Below are 22274 nucleotides of genomic sequence, written 5' to 3' on the forward strand. Positions count from 1 at the left end.
TGCTTTGCATTTAAGGACTCACTATGTTTTCCGCATTGCGCCACCGTACCGCTGCCCTGGCGCTCGGCGTATGCTTTATCCTTCCCGCACACGCGACGTCGCCGAACACTGGCACTATTGCAAATACCCAGGCTCGACATATTGCGACCTTTTTTCCAGGACGAATGACCGGTTCACCCGCGGAAATGCTGTCGGCCGATTATCTTCGTCAGCAATTTGAACAGATGGGATATCGCAGTAATATTCGGACGTTTAACAGTCGTTATATTTATACCGCCAGGGATAATCGCAAAAACTGGCATAACATTACGGGAAGCACGGTTATTGCCGCGCATGAAGGTAAAGTGCCACAGCAGATTATTATTATGGCGCACCTGGATACCTACGCGCCGCAAAGCGATACGGACTCTGATGCCAATCTTGGCGGACTGACGTTACAAGGCATTGACGATAACGCCGCAGGTTTGGGCGTTATGCTGGAACTGGCGGAAAGACTGAAAGATGTTCCTACCGAATACAGTATCCGCTTTATCGCCACCAGCGGCGAAGAAGAGGGAAAACTGGGTGCCGAAAACCTGCTTAAGCGGATGAGCGCCACCGAGAAGAAAAATACGCTGCTGGTGATCAATCTCGATAATCTGATCGTCGGCGACAAGCTCTACTTTAATAGCGGGCAAAAAACCCCGGAAGCGGTGCGTAAACTGACGCGCGATCGCGCCCTGACCATCGCCCGCCATTACGGTATTGCCGCCAGTTCCAACCCCGGTTTTAACAAAAACTATCCAAAAGGAACGGGATGCTGCAACGATGCAGAGGTTTTCGATAAAGCGGGGATTGCCGTGCTCTCTGTTGAAGCCACTAACTGGAATCTGGGTAAAAAAGACGGTTATCAGCAACGCGCAAAAACCGCTTCCTTCCCTGCCGGAACCAGCTGGCACAATGTGCGACTGGATAACCAGCAGCATATCGACAAGGCGCTGCCTGGACGCATTGAGCATCGTAGCCGCGACGTGGTTCGCATCATGCTGCCGCTGGTGAAAGAGCTGGCAAAAGCCGAGAAAATATAGCGGTTATTCGTGTGACCTGACCGTTTCGCCTTTTATTATCGGTGTTCTCTTCTTATGTGGGGAACACCGGGGAGTCAGATGTACTCACGAGTTGCACTGCATCAGTGCCCTGCCCTCTCGTCTGTTACCCTAACAGTCAGTAAAAATCTCGGGCTGCGACGGATTGCACTTTCCAGATGCCGTCTTCTTTGACCATGCAGTCAATAACGGTGTGTTCTTTCTTCTTGCCAAACGCGATATAGACGTTCATGCAAACCGGATCGGTATCGCCAGCAACGACTGCAACAAAGTCGGCCCAGTCCTCGCCGATGTAGTTCGACTTTGTAAACATGTCTGCATCATAAAATTTTTCGTCAGCAAATTTTGGATCTTGTGCGTGGCGTAACTTTTTCAGTGTCTCAGCAGTGACGTATTCATCAATTTCATGGCCATCAGTTATGGGATAGCGATCCGCGTTAATCTGATTTATGTACCATTTATTGAACTCAACCGCCCGGAACTCAGGCTCGCTTGTGCCCGCCATAACGGTTACGGAAAAAAATAGTAATACAAAAAGAGACCTCATATTAGTTATGCCTGTAATAAACGACTCTCGGTTGTATTGTCCTGTAGCGCGGACCGGGGTACATGCCATGTTGAATAAAATCCGAATACCAGTTTCCTGCACCATCATAGATACAGGCATGGCCGTATTGACCGGTGCCAGGAAGCGCATCAATCACTGCTATATCCCCCTCAATTAGAGGGCCATGAACCAAGGTGAACCCGGCTCTTTCAAGCGATCTTCCAAGGTCTTTTGCGTTTGCGCCTTCGACTCTTACGCCCCCGGCACGGATGGCTGCTGCGACTGCGCGAGCGCAATAGTGTGTGGTTTGCATGCGTGCGTGGAGACGGGCGTAAGAAACAGCCTCATGGGGTTTCCATGACATGTTTTATGTCCTTATCAATTGACCGAATAATAAAGAATATTTTGCACCTGTTTTTGATGAATTTTTGTAATTGATAATGCAGCAATATTAACTACTATCCACGATAACCATATAAAGAAAATTAGATATTTACAGGTTAAATGTCTGCCAATTGAGCTGACTTTTTTACGAACTGAGGGAATGATGGAAAAGGCAAAAAAAACAGCAATTTTAGGGTTTTCTTCAGCAGTAAGGGGAGAAGATCGGATTGATCCTGATCGCTATCGTTGCAGCTGTCAGCTGCGCTATCTACCCAGAAACACAATACAGGGTGATATCAACCTGCGCCTATTTGCCGCTAAAGTACACGGAACAATTTTTGCCAATAAAATCGTGGGTATACCAGTTAACTCCGATGGTTTATCCCTGCTCACGCGGGAAACATAAAGGAAATCCCCACACGCCCTGCCAAATTGACCAGACAAGGTTCTGTTTTTTGCCAGACATGTGGGGATTAGCGGATGGTGGATTACCCTTCGTGCAGTCCGCACTCGCGTTTAAGTCCGAAGAAACGGGTTTCCTCTTCGGCCATTCCGGGTTCCCATTTGCGGGTTGTATGAGTATCGCCGACCGACAGATATCCCTGATCCCACAACGGATGATAGTTCAGGCCATGTTTTTGCAGGTACTGATAAACCGTACGGTTGTCCCAGTCGATAATCGGCAGCACTTTAAAAACCCCTCTCTGGATCGCGAGCACCGGCAAATGTGCGCGACTGCCCGACTGCTCGCGACGCAGACCGGCAAACCAGGTTTGCGCGTTAAGTTCTTTTAACGCCCGACTCATCGGTTCCACCTTGTTGATTTCATTGTATTTTTCAATGCCTTCAACGCCCTGCTCCCACAATTTACCGTAGCGTGCTTCCTGCCACGCGGCGCTTTCCGTTGCACGATAGACCTTCAGGTTCAGCCTGAGCTTGTCAGCTAACTCATCGATAAACTGGTAGGTTTCCGGGAACAGATAGCCGGTATCGGTGAGGATCACCGGGATATCCGGGCGGATCTGATTGACCAGATGCAGGCTGACAGCCGCCTGGATGCCAAAGCTGGAAGAGAGCACGTATTCGCCGGGCAGATTTTCCAGCGCCCAGGCCACGCGCCCTTCAGCGTCGAGCTTTTCCAGCTGGCTGTTGATTTGCGCCAGCGCCATCACCCGCTCAACTTTCGGCAGTTCGTTAAGCATGTTTAGATCAGGTTTAGACATCGTTACCTCACTGTTCGCCATGCCTGATGGCGCTACGCTTATCAGGCCTACACAATCCGTAGGCCCGGTAAGCGCAGCGCCACCGGGCAACAAACCGCACTATTCCCAGAAATCTCTCGCCGGATCGAGCACCGGACGAATGATGCCGGCACGTACGGTAAAATCACCGAAGCCTTCACCCGCTTCACGCTCTTTCACCCAGCGCCCAATCAGTTCATCAAGAGAGGCCAGAATCTCCGGCTCGGTGATATTCTCTTTGAACATCCGCGGGATGCGCGTTCCGATGCGATTACCGCCCAGGTGCAGGTTGTAACGCCCCGGCGCTTTCCCGACCAGGCCGACTTCTGCCAGCATGGCGCGACCGCAACCGTTCGGACACCCCGTCACACGCATCACAATATGTTCGTCGCTGACGCCGTGCTTCGCCATCAGCGTGTCGATATTATCGATAAACGTCGGCAGGAAACGTTCTGCTTCCGCCATCGCCAGTGGACAGGTCGGGAACGACACGCAGGCCATTGAGTTTTCGCGCTGCGGCGTGACTGAGTCCATCAGACCGCTGTCGCGCGCCAGTTTTTCGATCTTCGCTTTCTGGCTCTCAGGCACCCCGGCGATGATCAGATTCTGGTTGGCGGTGATACGAAACTCGCCTTTGTGGATCTTAGAAATCTCCAGCAGACCCGTTTTCAACGGACGCCCCGGATAATCCAGAATACGGCCGTTCTCAATAAACAGCGTCAGATGCCATTTATTGTCGATGCCTTTCACCCAACCGATACGATCGCCTCGTCCGGTAAACTCATACGGGCGGATCGGCGCGAATTTAATGCCTGCGCGGCGTTCCACTTCCGCTTTGAACGTCTCAACGCCTACACGTTCCAGCGTGTATTTGGTTTTCGCGTTTTTACGGTCGGTACGGTTGCCCCAGTCGCGCTGGGTCGTGACCACCGCTTCCGCCACCGCCAGCGTATGCTCCAGTGGAATATAGCCAAACTCGCTCGCCGTACGGGCGTAAGTTTTTTTGTTGCCGTGTTCGATGGAAAGCCCACCGCCGACCAGCAGGTTAAAGCCCACCAGCTTGCCGTTTTCGGCAATCGCCACGAAATTCATGTCGTTGGCGTGCAGATCGATATCGTTCTGCGGCGGGATCACAACCGTAGTTTTGAACTTACGCGGCAGATAGGTCTGACCGAGGATCGGTTCTTCATCGGTGGTCGCAACCTTCTCCTGATCAAGCCAGATCTCCGCGTAGGCGCGGGTGCGCGGCAGCAGATGCTCAGAGATCTTTTTCGCCCATTCGTAGGCTTCGGCGTGCAGTTCGGACTCATACGGGTTCGACGTGCAAAGCACATTACGGTTCATGTCGTTGGCGGTTGCCAGCGCGTCCAGCCCCACCGAGTGCAGCATTTGATGCACTGGCTTCACGTTCTTCTTCAAGATGCCGTGGAACTGGAAGGTCTGACGGTTGGTCAGACGGATGCTGCCGTAGATCGTATTGTCATGAGCGAATTTATCAATGGCCTGCCACTGTTTGGTGGTGATTACCCCACCCGGCAGACGGCAGCGCAGCAGCATCGCATGACGCGGCTCCAGCTTCTGTTCGGCACGCTCGGCGCGGATATCGCGGTCATCCTGCTGATACATGCCATGGAAGCGGATCAGCAGGAAGTTATCACCAGTGAAACCGCCGGTAAGCTCGTCTTTCAAATCCTCGGCAATGGTGCCGCGCAGATAGTTGCTTTGAAGCTTCATGCGCTCGGCATCAGTCAGTTTGCCTTCGACCACTAAAGGTCCTGGGTGTTTTTCGCTCATTAGTAGACATCTCGCTGATAACGGCGCTCTACGCGCAGCTCACTTAAAAATTCATCCGCTGCTTCGGCGTCCATACCACCGAATTCAGCAATCACATCCAGCAGAGCCTGTTCAACGTCTTTCGCCATGCGATTAGCGTCGCCGCAGACATAAAGGTGGGCACCGTCATTGATCCAGCGCCACAGCTCTGCGCCCTGTTCGCGCAGTTTGTCTTGTACGTATATTTTTTGTTTTTGGTCGCGGGACCAGGCCAGATCGATGCGACTCAGCACACCCTCTTTGACGTAACGCTGCCACTCCACCTGGTAGAGGAAATCTTCCGTAAAGTGCGGATTACCAAAGAACAGCCAGTTTTTGCCCGGCGCTTCATCCGCCGCACGCTGCTGCATAAAGGCACGGAACGGCGCGATACCGGTGCCCGGACCAATCATGATTATCGGCGTTTCCGGGTTGGCAGGCAGACGGAAGTTGTCGTTGTGTTCGATGAACACGCGCACTTCACCCTCTTCTTCGACGCGATCGGCGAGGAAGCTTGACGCCCCACCCGCGCGGGCACGCCCCTCGATGTCATAACGCACCGCACCGACCGTGATATGGACTTCGCTCTCCACCTCCGCCTGCGACGACGCGATGGAATAGAGGCGCGGCGTCAACGGACGCAGCAGGCCGATTAACACCCCGGCATCCAGTTGCGCTGGCGCGAAACGCACCATGTCCACAATCGGAGTCGTCGCGGCGTAATGCTGTAATTTGGCTTTATCACCCACCAGCGGCAGCAACGATTCGCTGCGCGTTAACGTGGCATAGTTTTCAACGATATTGGCGGTGTTGACCGTCAGTTCAAAATGCCACGCCAGTGCGTCTGAAAGCGGCAGAATTTTGCCTTCGACGGTGACGGGTTCATCCCCTTTCAGCCACAGCAGCTCAACAATCTCTTTGACCAGTTCAGGATCGTTTTGATACCAGACGCCCAGCGCATCGCCAGGCTGATAACGCAGGCCGGAATCGCCTAAATCGATTTCGATATGACGCACGTCTTTTTCGGAATCGCGGCCAGTAATTTTCTGATTAACGGAAAGGCTCGCGGAAAGTGGCGCTTCTTTGGTGTACGGGCTGGTATGAATGTCATTGACCGCCCCCGTCGCGACCGACACTGAAGGTGCGGCAACAGGCGCCCGCGCTTTCAGCACCTCGACCACCCGTGCGCGCCACTCGCTTGCGGCTGGCTGGTATTCCACATCGGCATCAACGCGGTCGAGCAGACGTTCGCCGCCGAGCTCCGCCAGTTTACTGTCAAAATCTTTCCCGGACTGGCAGAAAAACTCATAGGAGGTATCGCCGAGGCCAAATACGGCGAAAGCGGTGCCGTCGAGTTTTGGCGCTTTTTTCGAGAACAGGAATTTATGCAGTGCGACAGCTTCTTCTGCTGGCTCCCCTTCCCCCTGCGTCGACGCAACAACGATCAGCAGTTTTTCATTGGCGATCTGTTTGAATTTGTAGTCGCCCGCGTTGACCAACGTGACACGGAGTTTTGCCGCCAGCAGATCGTCGCGCAGAGCTTCGGCCACGCGGCGCGCATTGCCCGTCTGCGAGGCACAAATCAGCGTGATGCCCGGCATTTCAGCCGCAGGTGCGGGTGCCGTCGCCGTTGAACCGGGTTGCTGATTCAGCATGCCCCAGAAATAGCCGGAAACCCACGCAAGTTGCGTAGGCGTGAGATCGGTCGCGGCCGCCTGAAGGCGGGCCAGTTGCTCCGGGTTCAGCGGAAGCAAAGCGGAAGGTGGGGCCTGTGTCGTCATGCGTCGTTATGTTCCAGTAAGCGATGCGGATTTAAGCAATAAAACCCAAACTGATGATAAGGTTAACGGCGGGGATAGTAACAATTAAAGAAGGGATGGAAATAACAAATAACCAAATGGACTAACCTGTTTTAACTATACTTATTAACAGCAAAACCGATTATCTAATCACATGAAATTAAACATAATAAAAAAGTTAAGCGGGATAAATAACCTAATCAGTGGCTGAGCGCCGTTTTAGTTAATGATAAAAAATGTACTTTCCGGTACCCTACGGCGGTTTTTCGTATCATTGAGAGCTAATCATGACCACCACCCTGTTTAAAGATTTCACCTTCGAAGCCGCCCACCGCCTGCCGCATGTACCTGCCGGGCATAAATGTGGCCGTCTGCACGGTCATTCGTTCATGGTGCGCCTCGAAATTACCGGTGAAGTCGATCCACATACAGGTTGGATCATCGATTTCGCCGAACTCAAAGCGGCGTTCAAACCGACATATGATCGTCTGGATCACTACTACCTGAACGATATTCCAGGTCTGGAGAATCCGACCAGCGAGGTGCTGGCGCACTGGATTTGGGACCAGGTTAAACCTGTCGTCCCTCTGCTAAGCGCGGTGATGGTGAAAGAAACCTGCACGGCAGGCTGCATTTATCGCGGCGAGTGATTTTCGCTTTTTGCCGGGTGGCGGCTTCGCCTTACCCGGCCTACAAACTCGTCGCCCTTGTAGGCCGGATAAGCGCAGCGCCATCCGGCTTTTAAGTCACGCGATATTCAGATATTTGTGCGTCTGCATAGAGAGACGCCAGTTGCGGGCGATACAGGTTTCAATGCACAGACGCGTTGCGTCTTCTTTCTGACTGATAGGCTGCAGCGCAATGATACGCGGTTTATCATCGGTCAATGTGGCCAGCAGTTCATCCAGCGCTTCAATATCACGAACCCGCCCAACCGGATGTTTGATTTCATTGGCACGCTCCAGCGCCTGTGAAAGCACGTCATAGCCACCGCGCATATTCACTTTCGGAGAGACCGTCACCCAGGTATTGGGCGTACAACGGACTTCGTGGGTGCCGCTGGTCTCAATCTGGCAGCTGAAACCGTTCTTTTCCAGCAACTCGGTAAGCGGCGTCAAATCATGAATGCAGGGTTCACCGCCGGTAATCACCACATGACGCGCGGTATAACCCTGTCTGCCAATCACTGCCAGCAGATCTTCACTGCTCGCCGCGCCCCATTTGTCGCTCTCTTTGGTTTTTGCCAGGATGCTATACAGGGAAACTTCCCGATCCTCAAGCTTATCCCAGGTGTGTTTGGTATCGCACCAGGCACAGCCAACCGGGCATCCCTGTAAACGAATGAAAATAGCGGGGACACCGGTAAAATAACCCTCACCTTGCAGGGTCTGGAACATCTCGTTAATCGGGTACTGCATAATCATCTCAATGTGGGGATAAACGATAATTATCGCAGATCCCCGCCAAAGTATCATGCCCCATCGGTGCTTTAGGCTGTGATTGCCGCAATAAAGCGCTCCGTTATCTGCTGCGGACGGGTGATTGCGCCGCCCACCACAACGGTGTGTGCGCCTAACGCAAGGCAACGCGCTGCCAGTTCAGGCGTTTCGACATTACCTTCCGCCACCACCGGGACCGATACAGCAGCCAGTACATCGCGTAAAAAGCGACAGTCATTCTCCGGTAACCGGTGGCTTGCAGTCTCTGCGGTGTAACCATAGAGCGTGGTCCCTACGCAGTCGAACCCCAGCGCCTGCGCCGTGACCGCTTCTTCTACGCTGGCAATATCCGCCATCAGTAAAACCACCGGATAGCGGGAACGGATCTGCGCAACCAGCGCCTCCAGCGTTTGCCCACCAGGGCGCGGGCGCGCGGTGGCGTCGAGAGCAATAATTTCCGGACCCACGCTCATCAGCTCATCCACTTCTTTCATCGTGGCGGTAATGAAGACCTCGCTGTCCGGGTAATCACGTTTGATGATGCCAATCACCGGCAAAGAGACCTGCTGTTTGATGGCGGCAATATCCACCACACTGTTCGCACGGATCGCTACCGCTCCGCCCTGTGCTGCCGCCAGCGCCATGCGCGACATAATAAACGGGCTGTGTAGGGGTTCATGTTCCAGCGCCTGGCAGGAGACGACGAGTTTGCCTTTCAGGTTATCCAGTACAGTTTTCATTGCGATAATGTCTCTTCAATTTCATTTTTGATGATCGTGACGTGCGGGCCATAAATAACCTGGACACCGTTACCACGCAGGATGACGCCACGCGCGCCGGTCGCTTTCAACGCCGCTTCATCCACCTTTGCGCCCTCTTTGACCGTGACACGCAAACGCGTTGCACAGCAGTCCACTTCCTCAAGATTGTCTTTGCCGCCCAGTCCGGCAATCACTGCCGCCGCGCGTTCGCTTTGCGAAAGCACACTGTCCACCGTTGTCTCTTTCTCACGCCCCGGCGTCAGAAAACCAAAGCGGTTAATCAGGTAGCGGAACGTAAAGTAGTACAGGAAGAACCACGGTACGCCGACCAACGGTACGTACATCCAGTGCGTTTTAGCTTCGCCCTGCAGCACGCCAAAGAGAATGAAATCGATAAACCCTCCAGAGAACGTCTGACCGATCGTGATATGCAAAATATGCGCGATCATAAACGCCAGCCCATCGAAGAAGGCATGAATGACATACAGAACCGGCGCCACAAACAGGAAGGAGAACTCAATCGGCTCGGTGATCCCCGTGAGGAAGGAGGTCAGCGCAGCAGATAACAGCAACCCGGCAACCCGTTTTTTGTTCTCCGAGTTTGCCGTGTGATACATCGCCAGGCACGCGCCAATCAGGCCGAACATCATGGTGATAAAGCGACCGGACATAAAGCGCGAGGTACCAATGTAAAACTGTTGGACAGTGGGGTCAGCTAGCTGGGCGAAGAAAATACGCTGCGTGCCTTCAATCAGTTGACCATTGACGATTTCACTCCCTCCCAGTGCCGTCGTCCAGAAGGGAAGATAGAAGATATGGTGCAGACCAAACGGGCCGAGCATTCGCAGAATAAAACCGTACAGAAACGTCCCCAGATACCCTGTCGCATCCACCAGCCCGCCAAGGCCAAAAATCAGTTTCTGGAAATGCGGCCACACGACGGTCATTGCCGCACCCACCAGTATCGCCGCCAGCGAACTGATGATCGGTACAAAGCGTGAGCCGCCAAAAAAGCCCAGGAACTGCGGCAATGCAATTTTGTTGAAGCGCTGATGCAGTACACAGGTCACCAGACCAATAACCACACCGCCGAAGACCCCCGTTTCCAGGGTCTGGATGCCCAGCGTCATCCCCTGCCCAACCGCGCCAGGATTTTCGAGCGCCAGTGTATCGGTCAGGATCAGCAAGGCGTTGATCGTGGCGTTCATCACTAAAAACGCCAGCAGCGCCGCAAGCCCTGCGGTACCTTTATCGGTTTTCGCCAGCCCTACTGCGACCCCAACGGCAAACAGCACCGAGAGGTTAGCAAACACAATCGAGCCCGCGCTGCTCATGATCGTAAAAATGGCCTGTAGCCAGCCAATATCCAAAAACGGATAGGCTGTAATGGTATTCGGATTCGAGAGCGCGCCACCGATCCCCAACAACAAGCCCGCAGCAGGCAACACCGCAATCGGCAACATGAACGATTTACCGAACCGCTGCGCCTTTTCAAACCAGGCACCCGAGGAGGCACCACTGAATATTTGCATCATTTTTTCACTTCCCCATCAACAGATGAAAATTTTTACCATATAAATAAATTAAAGTGAAAATTATCACCATAAATCAGGAAGCGGATCATACTTTTTTAAAATGACTGGCGTCGATCCCCTGGTTTCCGCCACACTAGCCGCAGAGAAACACATTAAGGATCTTGCATGTCAGAAAATGAAAATCTGCTGCTGAGGCTGCGCCAGGGGGTCTCCGGATACAGCCCGACTCAGCAAAAGTTGGGAGAGTTTGTCCTGAACGACCCGGCCAGAGTGCTTTACCTGACGATTACCGAACTGGCGCGTGAGAGTGAGACCAGCGAGGCGAGCGTGACGCGCTTATGCCGCACGCTGGGATGTAAAGGCTATAACGAATTTAAGATGGCGCTGGCGCTGGATATTCAGCAGGGGCAACCCGCTCATCAGAGCGGCGATGAGATTGATAACGTCGTCAGTGAGTCTGTGCAGGCATTGCAGGACACGGCAAAATTACTCGACAGAACAATGCTGGAAAAAGCCGCGCTTGCGCTGCATCAGGCACACTCTGTGCAGATCTATGGCGTTGCCGCCAGTGCGATTCTTGGGGAATATTTGCATTACAAGCTCCTGCGACTCGGTAAACCTGCGCAGTTGTTCAGCGATATGCATCGTGCCGCCATGAATGCCGCGACGCTGTCAAATGAGGCGCTGGTGGTAGCGATCTCCAGTTCAGGCTCGACCCGCGATTTGCTGCATGTGGTTAAACTTGCCCGCAAACGCGGAGCTCCGGTGCTGGTCCTGAGTAATACGCCGCGTAGCCCGCTGGGCTCATTGAGTGACTTCCAGTTGGTGGCCGCCAAACCTGAAGGGCCTCTGAGCGCCGGGGCGCTGAATGCCAAAGTCGGGGTCATGCTGTTAGTTGAACTGCTCACCACGTCGCTGATTGCGCTGGACGAGGGTTATAGCAATGTAAGCCAACAAACAGCCAGCGCGACGCTACCGCTGCTGCTGTAGTGCAGAGATAAAAAAACCCGCCGAAGCGGGTTTTTTCTTAAGAGGTAAGGTTCAGATTACTGACCTTTGATCTCTTTACGACCGTTGTACGGTGCTTTTTCACCCAGCGCTTCTTCGATACGAATCAGCTGGTTGTATTTAGCAACACGGTCAGAACGGCTCATAGAACCGGTTTTGATCTGGCCAGCAGCAGTACCAACAGCCAGGTCAGCGATGGTCGCATCTTCAGTTTCGCCAGAACGGTGAGAGATCACAGCGGTGTAGCCAGCGTCTTTCGCCATTTTGATCGCAGCCAGAGTTTCGGTCAGAGAACCGATCTGGTTGAATTTGATCAGGATGGAGTTAGCGATACCGTTGTCGATACCACGTTTCAGGATTTTGGTGTTAGTTACGAACAGGTCGTCACCAACTAACTGAAGTTTGTCGCCCATAACTTTAGTCTGGTATGCGAAACCATCCCAGTCAGACTCGTCCAGACCGTCTTCGATGGAAACGATCGGGTACTGTTTAGTCAGGTCTTCCAGGAAGTGGGTAAATTCTTCAGAGGTGAAAGATTTGTTGCCTTCGCCAGCCAGAACGTATTTACCGTCTTTGTAGAATTCAGACGCTGCACAGTCCATCGCCAGAGTGATGTCGGTGCCCAGCTCGTAACCTGCTGCTTTAACCGCTTCAGCAATAACTGCCAGCGCTTCGGCGTTGGAACCCAGGTTCGGCGCATAGCCGCCTTCGTCGCCAACAGCAGTGTTCATGCCTTTAGCTTTCAGCACTTTCGCCAGGTTGTGGAACACTTCAGAACCCATACGTACGGCTTCTTTCAGGGTTTTCGCACCAACCGGCTGAATCATGAATTCCTGGATATCAACGTTGTTGTCAGCGTGCTCACCACCGTTGATGATGTTCATCATCGGAACCGGCATAGAGTATTTGCCCGGAGTACCGTTCAGCTCAGCAATGTGCTCGTACAGCGGCATGCCTTTAGCGGCAGCAGCAGCTTTGGCGTTAGCCAGAGACACAGCCAAAATAGCGTTCGCACCGAAGTTGGATTTGTTTTCAGTACCGTCCAGGTCGATCATTATCTTGTCGATGCCAGCCTGATCTTTGGCGTCTTTGCCAAGGAGAGCCTGAGCGATCGGGCCGTTAACCGCGCCAACAGCTTTCAGAACGCCTTTACCCATGAAACGGGATTTGTCGCCATCGCGCAGTTCCAGCGCTTCGCGGGAACCAGTAGAAGCACCTGACGGAGCAGCTGCCATACCTACGAAACCACCCTCCAGGTGTACTTCGGCTTCAACAGTCGGGTTACCACGGGAGTCGATGATTTCACGACCGATGACTTTAACGATTTTGGACATTAGATTTTCCTCAGTACAAGTTAAACTAAAACTCCAGACAAACAACGCGTACCTAAGGTACGCGTTGCCGTTCTAACTTTTTACTTCTTACTTCGCCTGACGCTTCTGATGCTCGCTGGCGGCTTTCACAAAGCCCGCAAACAGCGGGTGGCCATCACGTGGCGTGGAAGTAAATTCCGGATGGAACTGACAGGCCACGAACCACGGATGATTCGGTACCTCAATGATCTCGACCAACTGATCATCACCGGAACGGCCTGCAACGCGCAGACCCGCAGCTTCAATTTGTTTCAACAGCATATTGTTGACTTCATAGCGGTGGCGATGGCGTTCAACAATCGTCGGCGCACCGTACAGCTTACGCACCAGACTCTCGTCGTCCAACTGACACTGCTGCGCGCCAAGGCGCATCGTGCCGCCCAGATCGCTCTTCTCGGTACGGACTTCAACGTTACCGTCTTCGTCACGCCATTCGGTAATCAGGGCCACCACCGGGTACTTACAGTCTGGCACAAATTCCGTCGAGTTGGCGTTCTCCATACCGACGACGTTACGCGCAAACTCAATCAACGCAACCTGCATACCCAGGCAAATGCCCAGATAAGGAATATTGTTCTCACGCGCATAGCGTGCGGTAGCGATCTTACCTTCTACACCACGGTAGCCAAAGCCGCCAGGGATAAGAATAGCATCCAAATCTTTCAGAATTTCGACGCCACGCGTTTCAACATCCTGCGAATCGATAAGCTTGATGTTGACGGAGACACGATTCTTCAGACCACCGTGTTTCAATGCTTCGATAACCGACTTATAGGCGTCCGGCAGTTCGATGTACTTGCCGACCATACCAATCGTCACTTCGCCTGCCGGATTGGCTTCTTCATAGATAACCTGTTCCCATTCTGACAGATTAGCTTCCGGACAGTTCAAGCTGAATCGTTTACAAATATAATCGTCCAGCCCCTGAGATTTCAACAGGCCTGGAATTTTATAGATGGAATCGACATCTTTCAGAGAAATCACCGCTTTTTCCGGTACGTTACAGAACAATGCAATCTTCGCACGTTCATTCGCCGGTACAGCACGATCGGATCGGCAAATCAGGATATCTGGCTGAATACCGATAGAAAGCAGCTCTTTTACAGAGTGTTGAGTCGGTTTAGTTTTGACTTCGCCTGCCGCTGCCATATACGGAACCAGCGTCAGATGCATAAACAGCGTATGCTCGCGGCCAATCTCTACGGCCATCTGCCGAATCGCTTCAAGGAACGGAAGTGATTCGATATCACCCACCGTACCGCCGATTTCGACCAGTACAACATCATGACCTTCGCCGCCTTCCAGAACGCGCTCTTTAATCGCATTCGTGATGTGCGGGATAACCTGTACGGTTGCGCCAAGATAATCGCCACGGCGCTCTTTACGCAAAACGTCGGAGTAGATACGACCTGTGGTGAAGTTGTTGCGGCGGCTCATTTTGGTGCGGATGAAACGCTCGTAGTGCCCCAGGTCCAGATCGGTTTCAGCGCCGTCTTCAGTAACGAACACTTCCCCGTGTTGGATTGGGCTCATCGTGCCCGGATCGACGTTGATATACGGATCCAGTTTCATCATGGTCACATTGAGACCACGGGCTTCAAGAATGGCTGCGAGGGAGGCTGCGGCAATGCCTTTTCCCAGAGAGGATACAACCCCGCCGGTCACAAAAATATAGTTCGTTGTCATGCTGAACCTGAGAAGTTAGGTTTAAAAGACGATGGAATAACCAGGACGGGAAAGCAGTATACCCGAACATGACGTACGCCACAAACTTTCATTATTCCTCCTCTTCATCAGGCTCACATTCATATTGGGAGTGAGAAAATAGCCCCTTTGGGCTAAATGTTTTTGACGCAAATCAAGAGCTTGTTATTTAAAAAATCACACAAAACGCCCTTGACCGCTTAAATTCCTTAGAGATCAATTTCCTGGCGTTTTACCTGCTGCCAGACCTCTTCCATGGTTTCCAAATCTACCCCAGTCATTTCCAGACCTCGGGCTGCGACAATGCGTTCAACCTCCCGAAAGCGACGTTCGAATTTTTCGTTCGCTTTTTGTAACGCCGTCTCCGCTTTGGTGCCTAAATGGCGAGCCATATTCACTGTAGCAAACAGCAAATCGCCCATTTCCTCCTCCAGTTTAGCCTGGTCTACAACGGCCTGCCGCGCCTCAAACATGACCTCGTCAATCTCTTCGTAAACCTTGTCGACGACCGGTCCGAGCGTAGTCCAGTCAAAGCCAACATTTGAACAGCGTTTCTGAATTTTTTGCGCGCGCATTAATGCCGGTAAACTGCGGGGAATATCATCCAGTGCCGAAAGCTGTGCTTTACCGGCGCGTTCTTCCGTTTTGATCTGCTCCCAGCGGGTAAGCACTTCAGTACTGGTATTGGCGCTCGCATCGGCAAACACATGCGGATGGCGGCGTTCAAGTTTGTCGCTAATGGCGGCGCAAATATCGTTAAAATCGAATCGCCCCTCTTCCTGCGCCATCTGGGCGTAGAACACCACCTGAAATAACAGATCGCCCAATTCACCGCGCAGATCGTCAAAATCTTCGCGGGCAATGGCATCCAGCACTTCGTAAGTTTCTTCCAGCGTATGCGGCGCAATGGTGGCAAAAGTTTGCTCTTTATCCCACGGACAGCCATTTTCCGGGTCACGCAAACGCTTCATGATGCCGAGCAGGCGGTCTATTTGATTCATGTGAGATCCTGAGAGTTGTAACCCATGTTGGCCTGACAAAACGTCTCGCGTCGCCATCAGGCAAAAAAATGCCGGATAGCGGCTAATGCCTTATCCGGCCTAAAGATTAAAATTAACTTCCGTGCAAACGACGTGCGTCGATCACATCCGGCACCTGGTTCAGCTTACCGAGCACGCGGCCCAGTACCTGCAGGTTGTAAATCTCGATGGTCATATCAATGGTGGCAAGCTGTTGCTTCGTATCACTGCGACTGGCAACGCCCAGTACGTTCACTTTTTCGTTCGCCAGAATGGTGGTGATGTCGCGTAACAGCCCGCTGCGATCGTTGGCCTGAACACGCACAACCAGCGAATAACCAGCGGAATAACTTTCGCCCCAGACCGCATCGACAATCCGCTCCGGCGCGTGGGAACGCAGTTCCGTCAACTGCTCGCAGTCCGCACGGTGTACGGAAATGCCGCGCCCCTGGGTGATGAACCCGACGATCTCGTCGCCCGGAATCGGCTGGCAGCAGCGGGCAATGTGGTGCATCAGATTCCCTACACCTTCCACCACCACCCGACCATCATCTTTGCGACGGTTCTGCGGCGCATGCGCTTTCTGCTGCAGCTGTTTCAGCGCGGCAGCATCCTGTTCGGCGGCACTGGGTTTATTGAACTGTGACTGCAGGAAGTTCACCATCTGGTTCAGACGGATATCCCCTCCGCCAATGGCCGCCAACAGTTCATCCAGCTCGTTAAAGCTGTAGCGTGGCAGCAGATGCTTTTCCGCTTCTTTCAGGCTGATGCCCAAATGTTCCAGTTCGTCGTCAAGGATCTGACGACCCGCAAGAATGTTTTTGTCCCTGTCTTGCTTGCGGAACCAGGCATGAATTTTTGACCGGCCACGGCTGGTAGTGACATAGCCCAGGTTCGGGTTGAGCCAGTCACGGCTGGGGTTTGGCTGCTTCTGGGTGATGATTTCTATCTGATCGCCCATCTGCAACTGATAGGTAAACGGCACAATACGACCGCCGATTTTCGCCCCAATGCAGCGGTGCCCTACATCACTGTGGATATGGTAAGCAAAGTCGAGCGGCGTAGAGCCTGCGGGCAAGTCCACCACATCGCCTTTCGGGGTAAAGACATACACCCGGTCATCAAAGACCTGGCTGCGTACTTCGTCCAGCATTTCGCCGGAATCCGCCATCTCTTCCTGCCAGGCAATCAGCTTACGCAGCCAGGCGATCCGGTCTTCGTGACCAGAACGAGCTGCCGCCCCCGAAGCAGTTCCCTCTTTGTACTTCCAGTGCGCTGCGACGCCCAGTTCAGCATCTTCATGCATCTGTCGGGTACGAATCTGGATTTCTATGGTTTTTCCACCCGGCCCAAGCACAACGGTATGGATAGACTGATAACCATTGGGTTTCGGATTGGCGACGTAGTCGTCAAATTCATCGGGGAGATGGCGATAGTGCGTGTGCACAATCCCCAGTGCGGCGTAGCAATCCTGTAAACGCTCCGCCACGATGCGTACGGCACGCACATCGAACAGTTCATCAAACGACAACTGCTTTTTCTGCATTTTGCGCCAGATGCTGTAGATGTGTTTCGGGCGACCGTACACCTCCGCTTTCACGCCTTCGGTCTTCATTTCCGCACGCAGATGACCGACAAACTCGTCGATGTAGTGTTCGCGGTCAATGCGCCGTTCATGCAGCAGTTTGGCAATGCGTTTGTATTCTGCCGGGTGCAGATAACGGAAGCAGTAATCTTCCAGCTCCCATTTCAGCTGCCCGATCCCTAAGCGGTTCGCCAGCGGCGCGTAGATGTTGGTGCACTCTTTTGCCGCCAACACGCGTTCGTCTTCCGGCGCGTCTTTCACTTCACGCAGATGCGCAATACGTTCCGCCAGCTTGATGACTACGCAGCGGAAATCATCCACCATCGCCAGCAGCATCCGGCGAACGTTATCAACCTGTTCAGAGGAGACGGAATCGGTGTGCGTCGCTTTAAGCTGGCGGATTGCCGCCATGTCGCGTACACCATGAATAAGATTAACTATGGACTTACCTACGCTCTCACGCAGAACATCTTCACTAACAACATTGCCATCCGCCAGAGGGAACAACAGCGCAGCCCGCAACGTGTCGATATCCATACTCAGCATGGAGAGAATTTCCACCATCTCCACGCCACGCCACAGCAACAACTCGGCATCCGGGTGTCCCTGTGTCTGTTGCAGGCAATACGCCCAGGTTTCGGCTAAGCGCTCACACGACGACTGGCTGGTGATTCCCAGACTCGCGATCCATTTTTTCGGATCAAATTCACCCGCTTTATTAAGATGTGCACTTCTTACCGCAACCATTGCCTCTCCTTAAGGGACCCGGTCTGCCAACGTCGGCAAACCGTGATTCATTACAACTGCTCAAACAACACCATCGACTCCAGGTGCCCAGTGTGAGGGAACATGTCGAGCATAGCCAGCCGCTGAATTTGATAACCTGCGCTCAACAACGCTTCGCTATCACGAGCCAACGTGGCTGGGTTACAGGATACATAAACAATGCGGTCAGGGTTCAATTTTATAATATGTTGCATCACGCCTGCAGCCCCAGCGCGAGCTGGATCAAGCAAGATTTTGTCGAAACCTTCAGCCGCCCACGGCTGCTGAGTAACATCGTCTTCGAGATTCTCGTGAAAGAATGTCACATTGTGTAATCCGTTGCGCAACGCATTTTCACGCCCTTTTTCTACCAACGCGGGCACGCCTTCTACCCCCACCACGTGACGCGCGCGCGTTGCCAATGGCAGGGTAAAATTGCCCATGCCGCAGAAAAGATCTAACACGCGATCTTGAGGCTGGATATCCAGCCACTCCAGCGCTCGCGCGACCATCAGTTGGTTTACCCCGGCGTTAACCTGGATAAAGTCACGTGGACTGAAGGTTAAGCGTAGCCCGTTTGAATCGTACCAGGGCGCCTCCCCGGAAATCGGCTCAAGTATGTCGCTTTGAGGCGCCAGAAACAGAAACAGTCCCTCAGAATGCGAAAAGCGTTCCAGTTTTTCTTTGTCTGCCGCGCTTAATGGTCCGGTATGACGCAGGATCATCAACGTGCCATTCTCTGCCTGTACCAGCTCAACATGGCCAAGATGGCGAATGGCCTGTAGATCGGCAAGGCATGCCCTGAGACTGGGCAACAATGCCTCTAGCTGGGGCACCAAAACCGGACACTGCGTCACTTCAACAATGTCACTGGAATTGGCTTTGCGAAATCCCATCTGGAGATGCTGCGTTTTGGGTTGATAGTTCAGGCTCAGCCGCGCGCGACGACGATAATTCCACGCAGAACCGGCAATGACTTCAGAAACCTCATTTTTCATTAAACGCGCGAGCGCCGCACTTTTGCTTTGCTGTTGCAGGGCAATGCTGGCATGTTGTTGCTGACATCCGCCGCAGACGCCAAAATGCGGACAGCGTGGTGTTTCACGCTCCGGACTCTCTTTCAGACGACGTTTAACCTGGGCGCGGGCGTACTGTTTTTTCTCTTCGGTAATAACGACTTCAGCGCTTTCTTGCGGCAGTAATCCCTGGATAAACAAGGCTTTACCGTTGTGGCGAGCAACGCCCTGGCCAAAGGGATCCAGGTCATTGACTGTAACGGTTATGATCTGACGCGTCGTCACGCGTCGTTTTGCAGAGTAGAATTGCGCCATCGACGAGATTTTTCTCAATTTAACAGTGTGACCCTAATTGTCCCATAACGGAACTCCATGACCAACTACAGCCTGCGCGCACGCATGATGATTCTGATCCTGGCACCGACTGTCCTTATTGGTTTACTGCTCAGTATCTTTTTCGTCGTGCATCGCTATCACGACTTGCAGCGTCAACTGGAAGATGCCGGTGCCAGCATTATCGAACCCCTTGCGGTCTCCAGCGAATATGGCATGAATCTGCAGAACCGCGAATCCATCGGCCAGTTGATCAGTGTCCTGCATCGCCGTCATTCCGATATTGTGCGGGCGATTTCGGTCTTTGATGAAAACAACAGGCTGTTTGTCACCTCGAATTTTCACCTCGACCCGACAGACATGCAGCTCGCCACTGGCACACCGTTCCCCCGCAGGCTGAGCGCGATCCGCCACGGGGATATTATGATTCTCCGCACGCCTATTATTTCCGAGAGCTATTCGCCGGATGAGTCTGCGGTAAGTGACGCCAAAAACACCAAAAACATGTTGGGGTATGTGGCGCTGGAACTGGATCTCCGCTCGGTGCGACTACAGCAGTACAAAGAAATCTTTATTTCCAGCGTCATGATGCTGTTTTGCATCGGCATCGCGTTAATTTTCGGCTGGCGGCTGATGCGCGACGTCACCGGGCCTATTCGTAATATGGTGAATACCGTTGACCGGATCCGCCGGGGGCAGCTCGACAGTCGCGTCGAAGGGTTCATGCTGGGCGAGCTGGATATGCTGAAAAATGGCATCAACTCGATGGCCATGTCGCTTGCGGCTTATCATGAAGAGATGCAGCACAACATTGATCAGGCGACCTCGGACCTGCGTGAAACGCTGGAGCAGATGGAGATCCAGAACGTTGAGCTGGACCTGGCGAAGAAACGTGCCCAGGAGGCTGCGCGCATTAAGTCTGAGTTTCTGGCGAACATGTCCCACGAGCTGCGCACACCACTCAATGGCGTGATTGGCTTTACACGTCTGACGTTGAAAACCGAGCTAAATCCGACCCAGCGCGATCACCTGAATACCATCGAACGTTCGGCGAATAACCTGCTGGCGATCATTAATGATGTGCTCGACTTCTCCAAGCTGGAAGCAGGCAAACTGATACTGGAAAGTATTCCCTTCCCGCTGCGTAATGCGCTCGATGAAGTCGTGACCCTCTTAGCCCACTCCTCGCACGATAAAGGGCTGGAGCTAACGCTCAATATTAAAAATGACGTGCCGGACAACGTCATTGGCGATCCGCTACGTCTACAGCAAGTGATCACCAATTTGGTGGGGAACGCCATTAAATTCACCGAAAGCGGTAATATCGATATTCTGGTGGAGAAACGCGCGCTCAGTAACACCAAGGTGCAGATTGAAGTGCAGATCCGCGACACCGGCATTGGTATTCCTGAACGCGATCAGTCGCGGTTGTTCCAGGCGTTCCGCCAGGCAGACGCCAGCATTTCGCGCCGCCACGGGGGAACCGGGTTAGGACTGGTGATTACGCAAAAACTGGTCAACGAAATGGGCGGGGATATCTCGTTCCACAGCCAGCCTAATCGCGGCTCTACCTTCTGGTTCCATATCAATCTCGATCTCAACCCTAACGTTATCAGCGATGGCCCCTCGACCCGCTGCCTGGCGGGGAAACGTCTGGCGTATGTCGAACCGAATGCCACCGCCGCGCAATGCACACTGGATCTGCTGAGTGATACACCGCTTGAAGTGATTTATAGCCCGACATTTTCGGCCTTACCGATCGATCACTACGATATTCTGCTGCTGAGCGTGCCGGTTACGCTCCGCGAGCCGCTCACCATGCAGCATGAAAGACTGGCAAAAGCAGCATCAATGACCGATTTCCTGCTGCTGGCGCTGCCTTGCCACGCCCAAATCAACGCAGAAGCGCTCAAACGGGGCGGAGCGGCCGCCTGTCTGTTAAAACCGCTGACCTCCACCCGTTTGCTGCCTGTATTGAGCGAATATTGCCATCTGAACCAAAGCGCCGAGTTACTGCCCGTTAATGAACGTAAAATTGCGATGTCGGTCATGGCGGTGGATGATAACCCCGCCAACCTGAAGCTTATCGGCGCTTTGCTGGAAGATAGCGTGCAGCACGTTGAGCTTTGCGACAGCGGCCATCAGGCGGTGGATCGCGCCAAACAGCTACAGTTTGATTTGATCCTGATGGATATTCAGATGCCGGATATGGATGGCATTCGCGCCTGCGAACTGATTCATCAACTTCCCCACCAACAGCAAACGCCGGTTATTGCCGTCACCGCACATGCTATGGCGGGGCAAAAAGAGAAGTTGCTGAGTGCTGGGATGAACGACTATCTGGCTAAACCGATTGAAGAAGAGAAGCTTTACAACCTGCTGCTGCGCTACAAGCCAGGAGTGGGAGTGACGAACCGAGTACAGGCGCCCGAACCGGTCGAATTTATCTTCAACCCGGATGCCACGCTCGACTGGCAACTGGCGCTCAGGCAGGCGGCGGGAAAATCCTCCCTGGCGCGAGATATGCTGCAAATGTTGCTCGACTTTTTGCCGGAGGTTCGCAATAAGATTGAAGAACAACTGGTCGGGGAGAACCCGGAAGGCCTTGTTGATTTAATCCACAAATTGCATGGTAGCTGCGGTTACAGCGGCGTACCGCGCATGAAAAGTCTTTGTCAGTTCATTGAGCAACAGCTGCGTAACGGAATCAAAGAAGAAGAGCTGGAGCCGGAACTGCTGGAGCTGCTCGATGAAATGGATAACGTCGCGCGGGAAGCCAAAAAGATGCTGGGATAAAACGTTAAGTCTGAATGGCAATGCGTCTTATCTGGCCTGGGCATGTAAGCCATCAGGCCAGATGAGCCAGCC

At 53.1% G+C, this 22274-nt stretch carries 17 protein-coding genes; 5 read left to right on the forward strand and 12 right to left on the reverse strand.

The genetic code is table 11. From position 1 onward, the window contains the following. Nucleotides 1-23 precede the first annotated feature (23 nt). Entirely contained in the window at nucleotides 24-1067 is a 1044-nt protein-coding gene (locus NNO04_RS07595; RefSeq protein ID WP_271444140.1) for an aminopeptidase, read from the forward strand. Between the two features lie 136 nt (nucleotides 1068-1203). Here NNO04_RS07595 and NNO04_RS07600 read toward each other — a convergent pair whose 3' ends face one another. Next, on the reverse strand, nucleotides 1204-1782 hold the full coding sequence (locus NNO04_RS07600) for a DUF3828 domain-containing protein (protein ID WP_271444141.1): 579 nt from the start codon (nucleotides 1780-1782) through the stop codon (nucleotides 1204-1206). 394 nt (nucleotides 1783-2176) lie between these two features. Between NNO04_RS07600 and NNO04_RS07605 the strand changes: the two genes are divergently transcribed. After that, nucleotides 2177-2422 carry a hypothetical protein gene (locus tag NNO04_RS07605; protein ID WP_271444142.1) on the forward strand — a complete coding sequence of 82 codons (246 nt, stop codon included), beginning with the start codon at nucleotides 2177-2179 and terminating at the stop codon, nucleotides 2420-2422. An 82-nt stretch (nucleotides 2423-2504) separates the two neighbouring features. On the opposite strand, the gene cysH is transcribed toward NNO04_RS07605, so the two are convergent. From cysH to cysJ, 3 genes are all read right to left on the reverse strand, one after another. Then, a complete protein-coding gene (gene cysH / locus NNO04_RS07610; protein WP_271444143.1) occupies nucleotides 2505-3239 on the reverse strand; it encodes a phosphoadenosine phosphosulfate reductase in 735 nt (244 codons plus the stop codon). Nucleotides 3240-3338: 99 nt separating this feature from the next. Next, the gene (gene cysI, locus NNO04_RS07615; protein ID WP_271444144.1) at nucleotides 3339-5051 is read right to left on the reverse strand and encodes an assimilatory sulfite reductase (NADPH) hemoprotein subunit; all 1713 of its coding nucleotides are present in this window, start codon (nucleotides 5049-5051) and stop codon (nucleotides 3339-3341) included. Then, the gene (gene cysJ, locus NNO04_RS07620; RefSeq protein ID WP_271444145.1) at nucleotides 5051-6850 is read right to left on the reverse strand and encodes an NADPH-dependent assimilatory sulfite reductase flavoprotein subunit; all 1800 of its coding nucleotides are present in this window, start codon (nucleotides 6848-6850) and stop codon (nucleotides 5051-5053) included. Before cysJ ends, cysI begins: the two co-directional genes overlap by 1 nt. 305 nt (nucleotides 6851-7155) lie before the next feature. Between cysJ and queD the strand changes: the two genes are divergently transcribed. After that, complete coding sequence (gene queD / locus NNO04_RS07625) at nucleotides 7156-7518, forward strand: 6-carboxytetrahydropterin synthase QueD (protein WP_203360183.1); 363 nt, start codon at nucleotides 7156-7158, stop codon at nucleotides 7516-7518. A gap of 96 nt (nucleotides 7519-7614) precedes the next feature. Here the strand turns inward: queD and queE are convergent, their stop codons facing one another. From queE to NNO04_RS07640, 3 genes are all read right to left on the reverse strand, one after another. Then, nucleotides 7615-8286, reverse strand: a complete 672-nt coding sequence (queE, locus tag NNO04_RS07630; protein WP_271444146.1) for a 7-carboxy-7-deazaguanine synthase QueE — start codon at nucleotides 8284-8286, stop codon at nucleotides 7615-7617. A 71-nt stretch (nucleotides 8287-8357) separates the two neighbouring features. Continuing rightward, nucleotides 8358-9047 carry an N-acetylmannosamine-6-phosphate 2-epimerase gene (locus NNO04_RS07635; protein ID WP_271444147.1) on the reverse strand — a complete coding sequence of 230 codons (690 nt, stop codon included), beginning with the start codon at nucleotides 9045-9047 and terminating at the stop codon, nucleotides 8358-8360. Beyond that, on the reverse strand, nucleotides 9044-10603 hold the full coding sequence (locus tag NNO04_RS07640) for a PTS transporter subunit EIIC (protein WP_271444148.1): 1560 nt from the start codon (nucleotides 10601-10603) through the stop codon (nucleotides 9044-9046). The genes NNO04_RS07635 and NNO04_RS07640 overlap by 4 nt, the downstream gene beginning before the upstream one ends. A gap of 165 nt (nucleotides 10604-10768) precedes the next feature. Here NNO04_RS07640 and NNO04_RS07645 point away from each other — a divergent pair, with 165 nt between their 5' ends. Next, nucleotides 10769-11593, forward strand: a complete 825-nt coding sequence (locus NNO04_RS07645; protein WP_271444149.1) for a MurR/RpiR family transcriptional regulator — start codon at nucleotides 10769-10771, stop codon at nucleotides 11591-11593. A gap of 56 nt (nucleotides 11594-11649) precedes the next feature. Here the strand turns inward: NNO04_RS07645 and eno are convergent, their stop codons facing one another. The 5 genes from eno to rlmD form a co-directional block, all read right to left on the reverse strand. After that, nucleotides 11650-12945 carry a phosphopyruvate hydratase gene (gene eno, locus NNO04_RS07650; RefSeq protein WP_271444150.1) on the reverse strand — a complete coding sequence of 432 codons (1296 nt, stop codon included), beginning with the start codon at nucleotides 12943-12945 and terminating at the stop codon, nucleotides 11650-11652. A gap of 87 nt (nucleotides 12946-13032) precedes the next feature. Then, nucleotides 13033-14670, reverse strand: a complete 1638-nt coding sequence (gene pyrG, locus NNO04_RS07655) for a glutamine hydrolyzing CTP synthase (protein WP_271444151.1) — start codon at nucleotides 14668-14670, stop codon at nucleotides 13033-13035. A gap of 227 nt (nucleotides 14671-14897) precedes the next feature. After that, on the reverse strand, nucleotides 14898-15689 hold the full coding sequence (gene mazG, locus NNO04_RS07660) for a nucleoside triphosphate pyrophosphohydrolase (RefSeq protein WP_271444152.1): 792 nt from the start codon (nucleotides 15687-15689) through the stop codon (nucleotides 14898-14900). Between the two features lie 112 nt (nucleotides 15690-15801). After that, nucleotides 15802-18039 carry a GTP diphosphokinase gene (gene relA, locus NNO04_RS07665; protein WP_271444153.1) on the reverse strand — a complete coding sequence of 746 codons (2238 nt, stop codon included), beginning with the start codon at nucleotides 18037-18039 and terminating at the stop codon, nucleotides 15802-15804. Between the two features lie 50 nt (nucleotides 18040-18089). Then, a complete protein-coding gene (gene rlmD / locus NNO04_RS07670; RefSeq protein WP_271444154.1) occupies nucleotides 18090-19388 on the reverse strand; it encodes a 23S rRNA (uracil(1939)-C(5))-methyltransferase RlmD in 1299 nt (432 codons plus the stop codon). 57 nt (nucleotides 19389-19445) lie between these two features. Between rlmD and barA the strand changes: the two genes are divergently transcribed. Next, a complete protein-coding gene (gene barA, locus NNO04_RS07675; protein ID WP_271444155.1) occupies nucleotides 19446-22202 on the forward strand; it encodes a two-component sensor histidine kinase BarA in 2757 nt (918 codons plus the stop codon). Nucleotides 22203-22274 lie beyond the last annotated feature (72 nt).

Source organism: Citrobacter sp. Awk 4 (assembly GCF_028069725.1).
Classification (GTDB): domain Bacteria; phylum Pseudomonadota; class Gammaproteobacteria; order Enterobacterales; family Enterobacteriaceae; genus Citrobacter_D.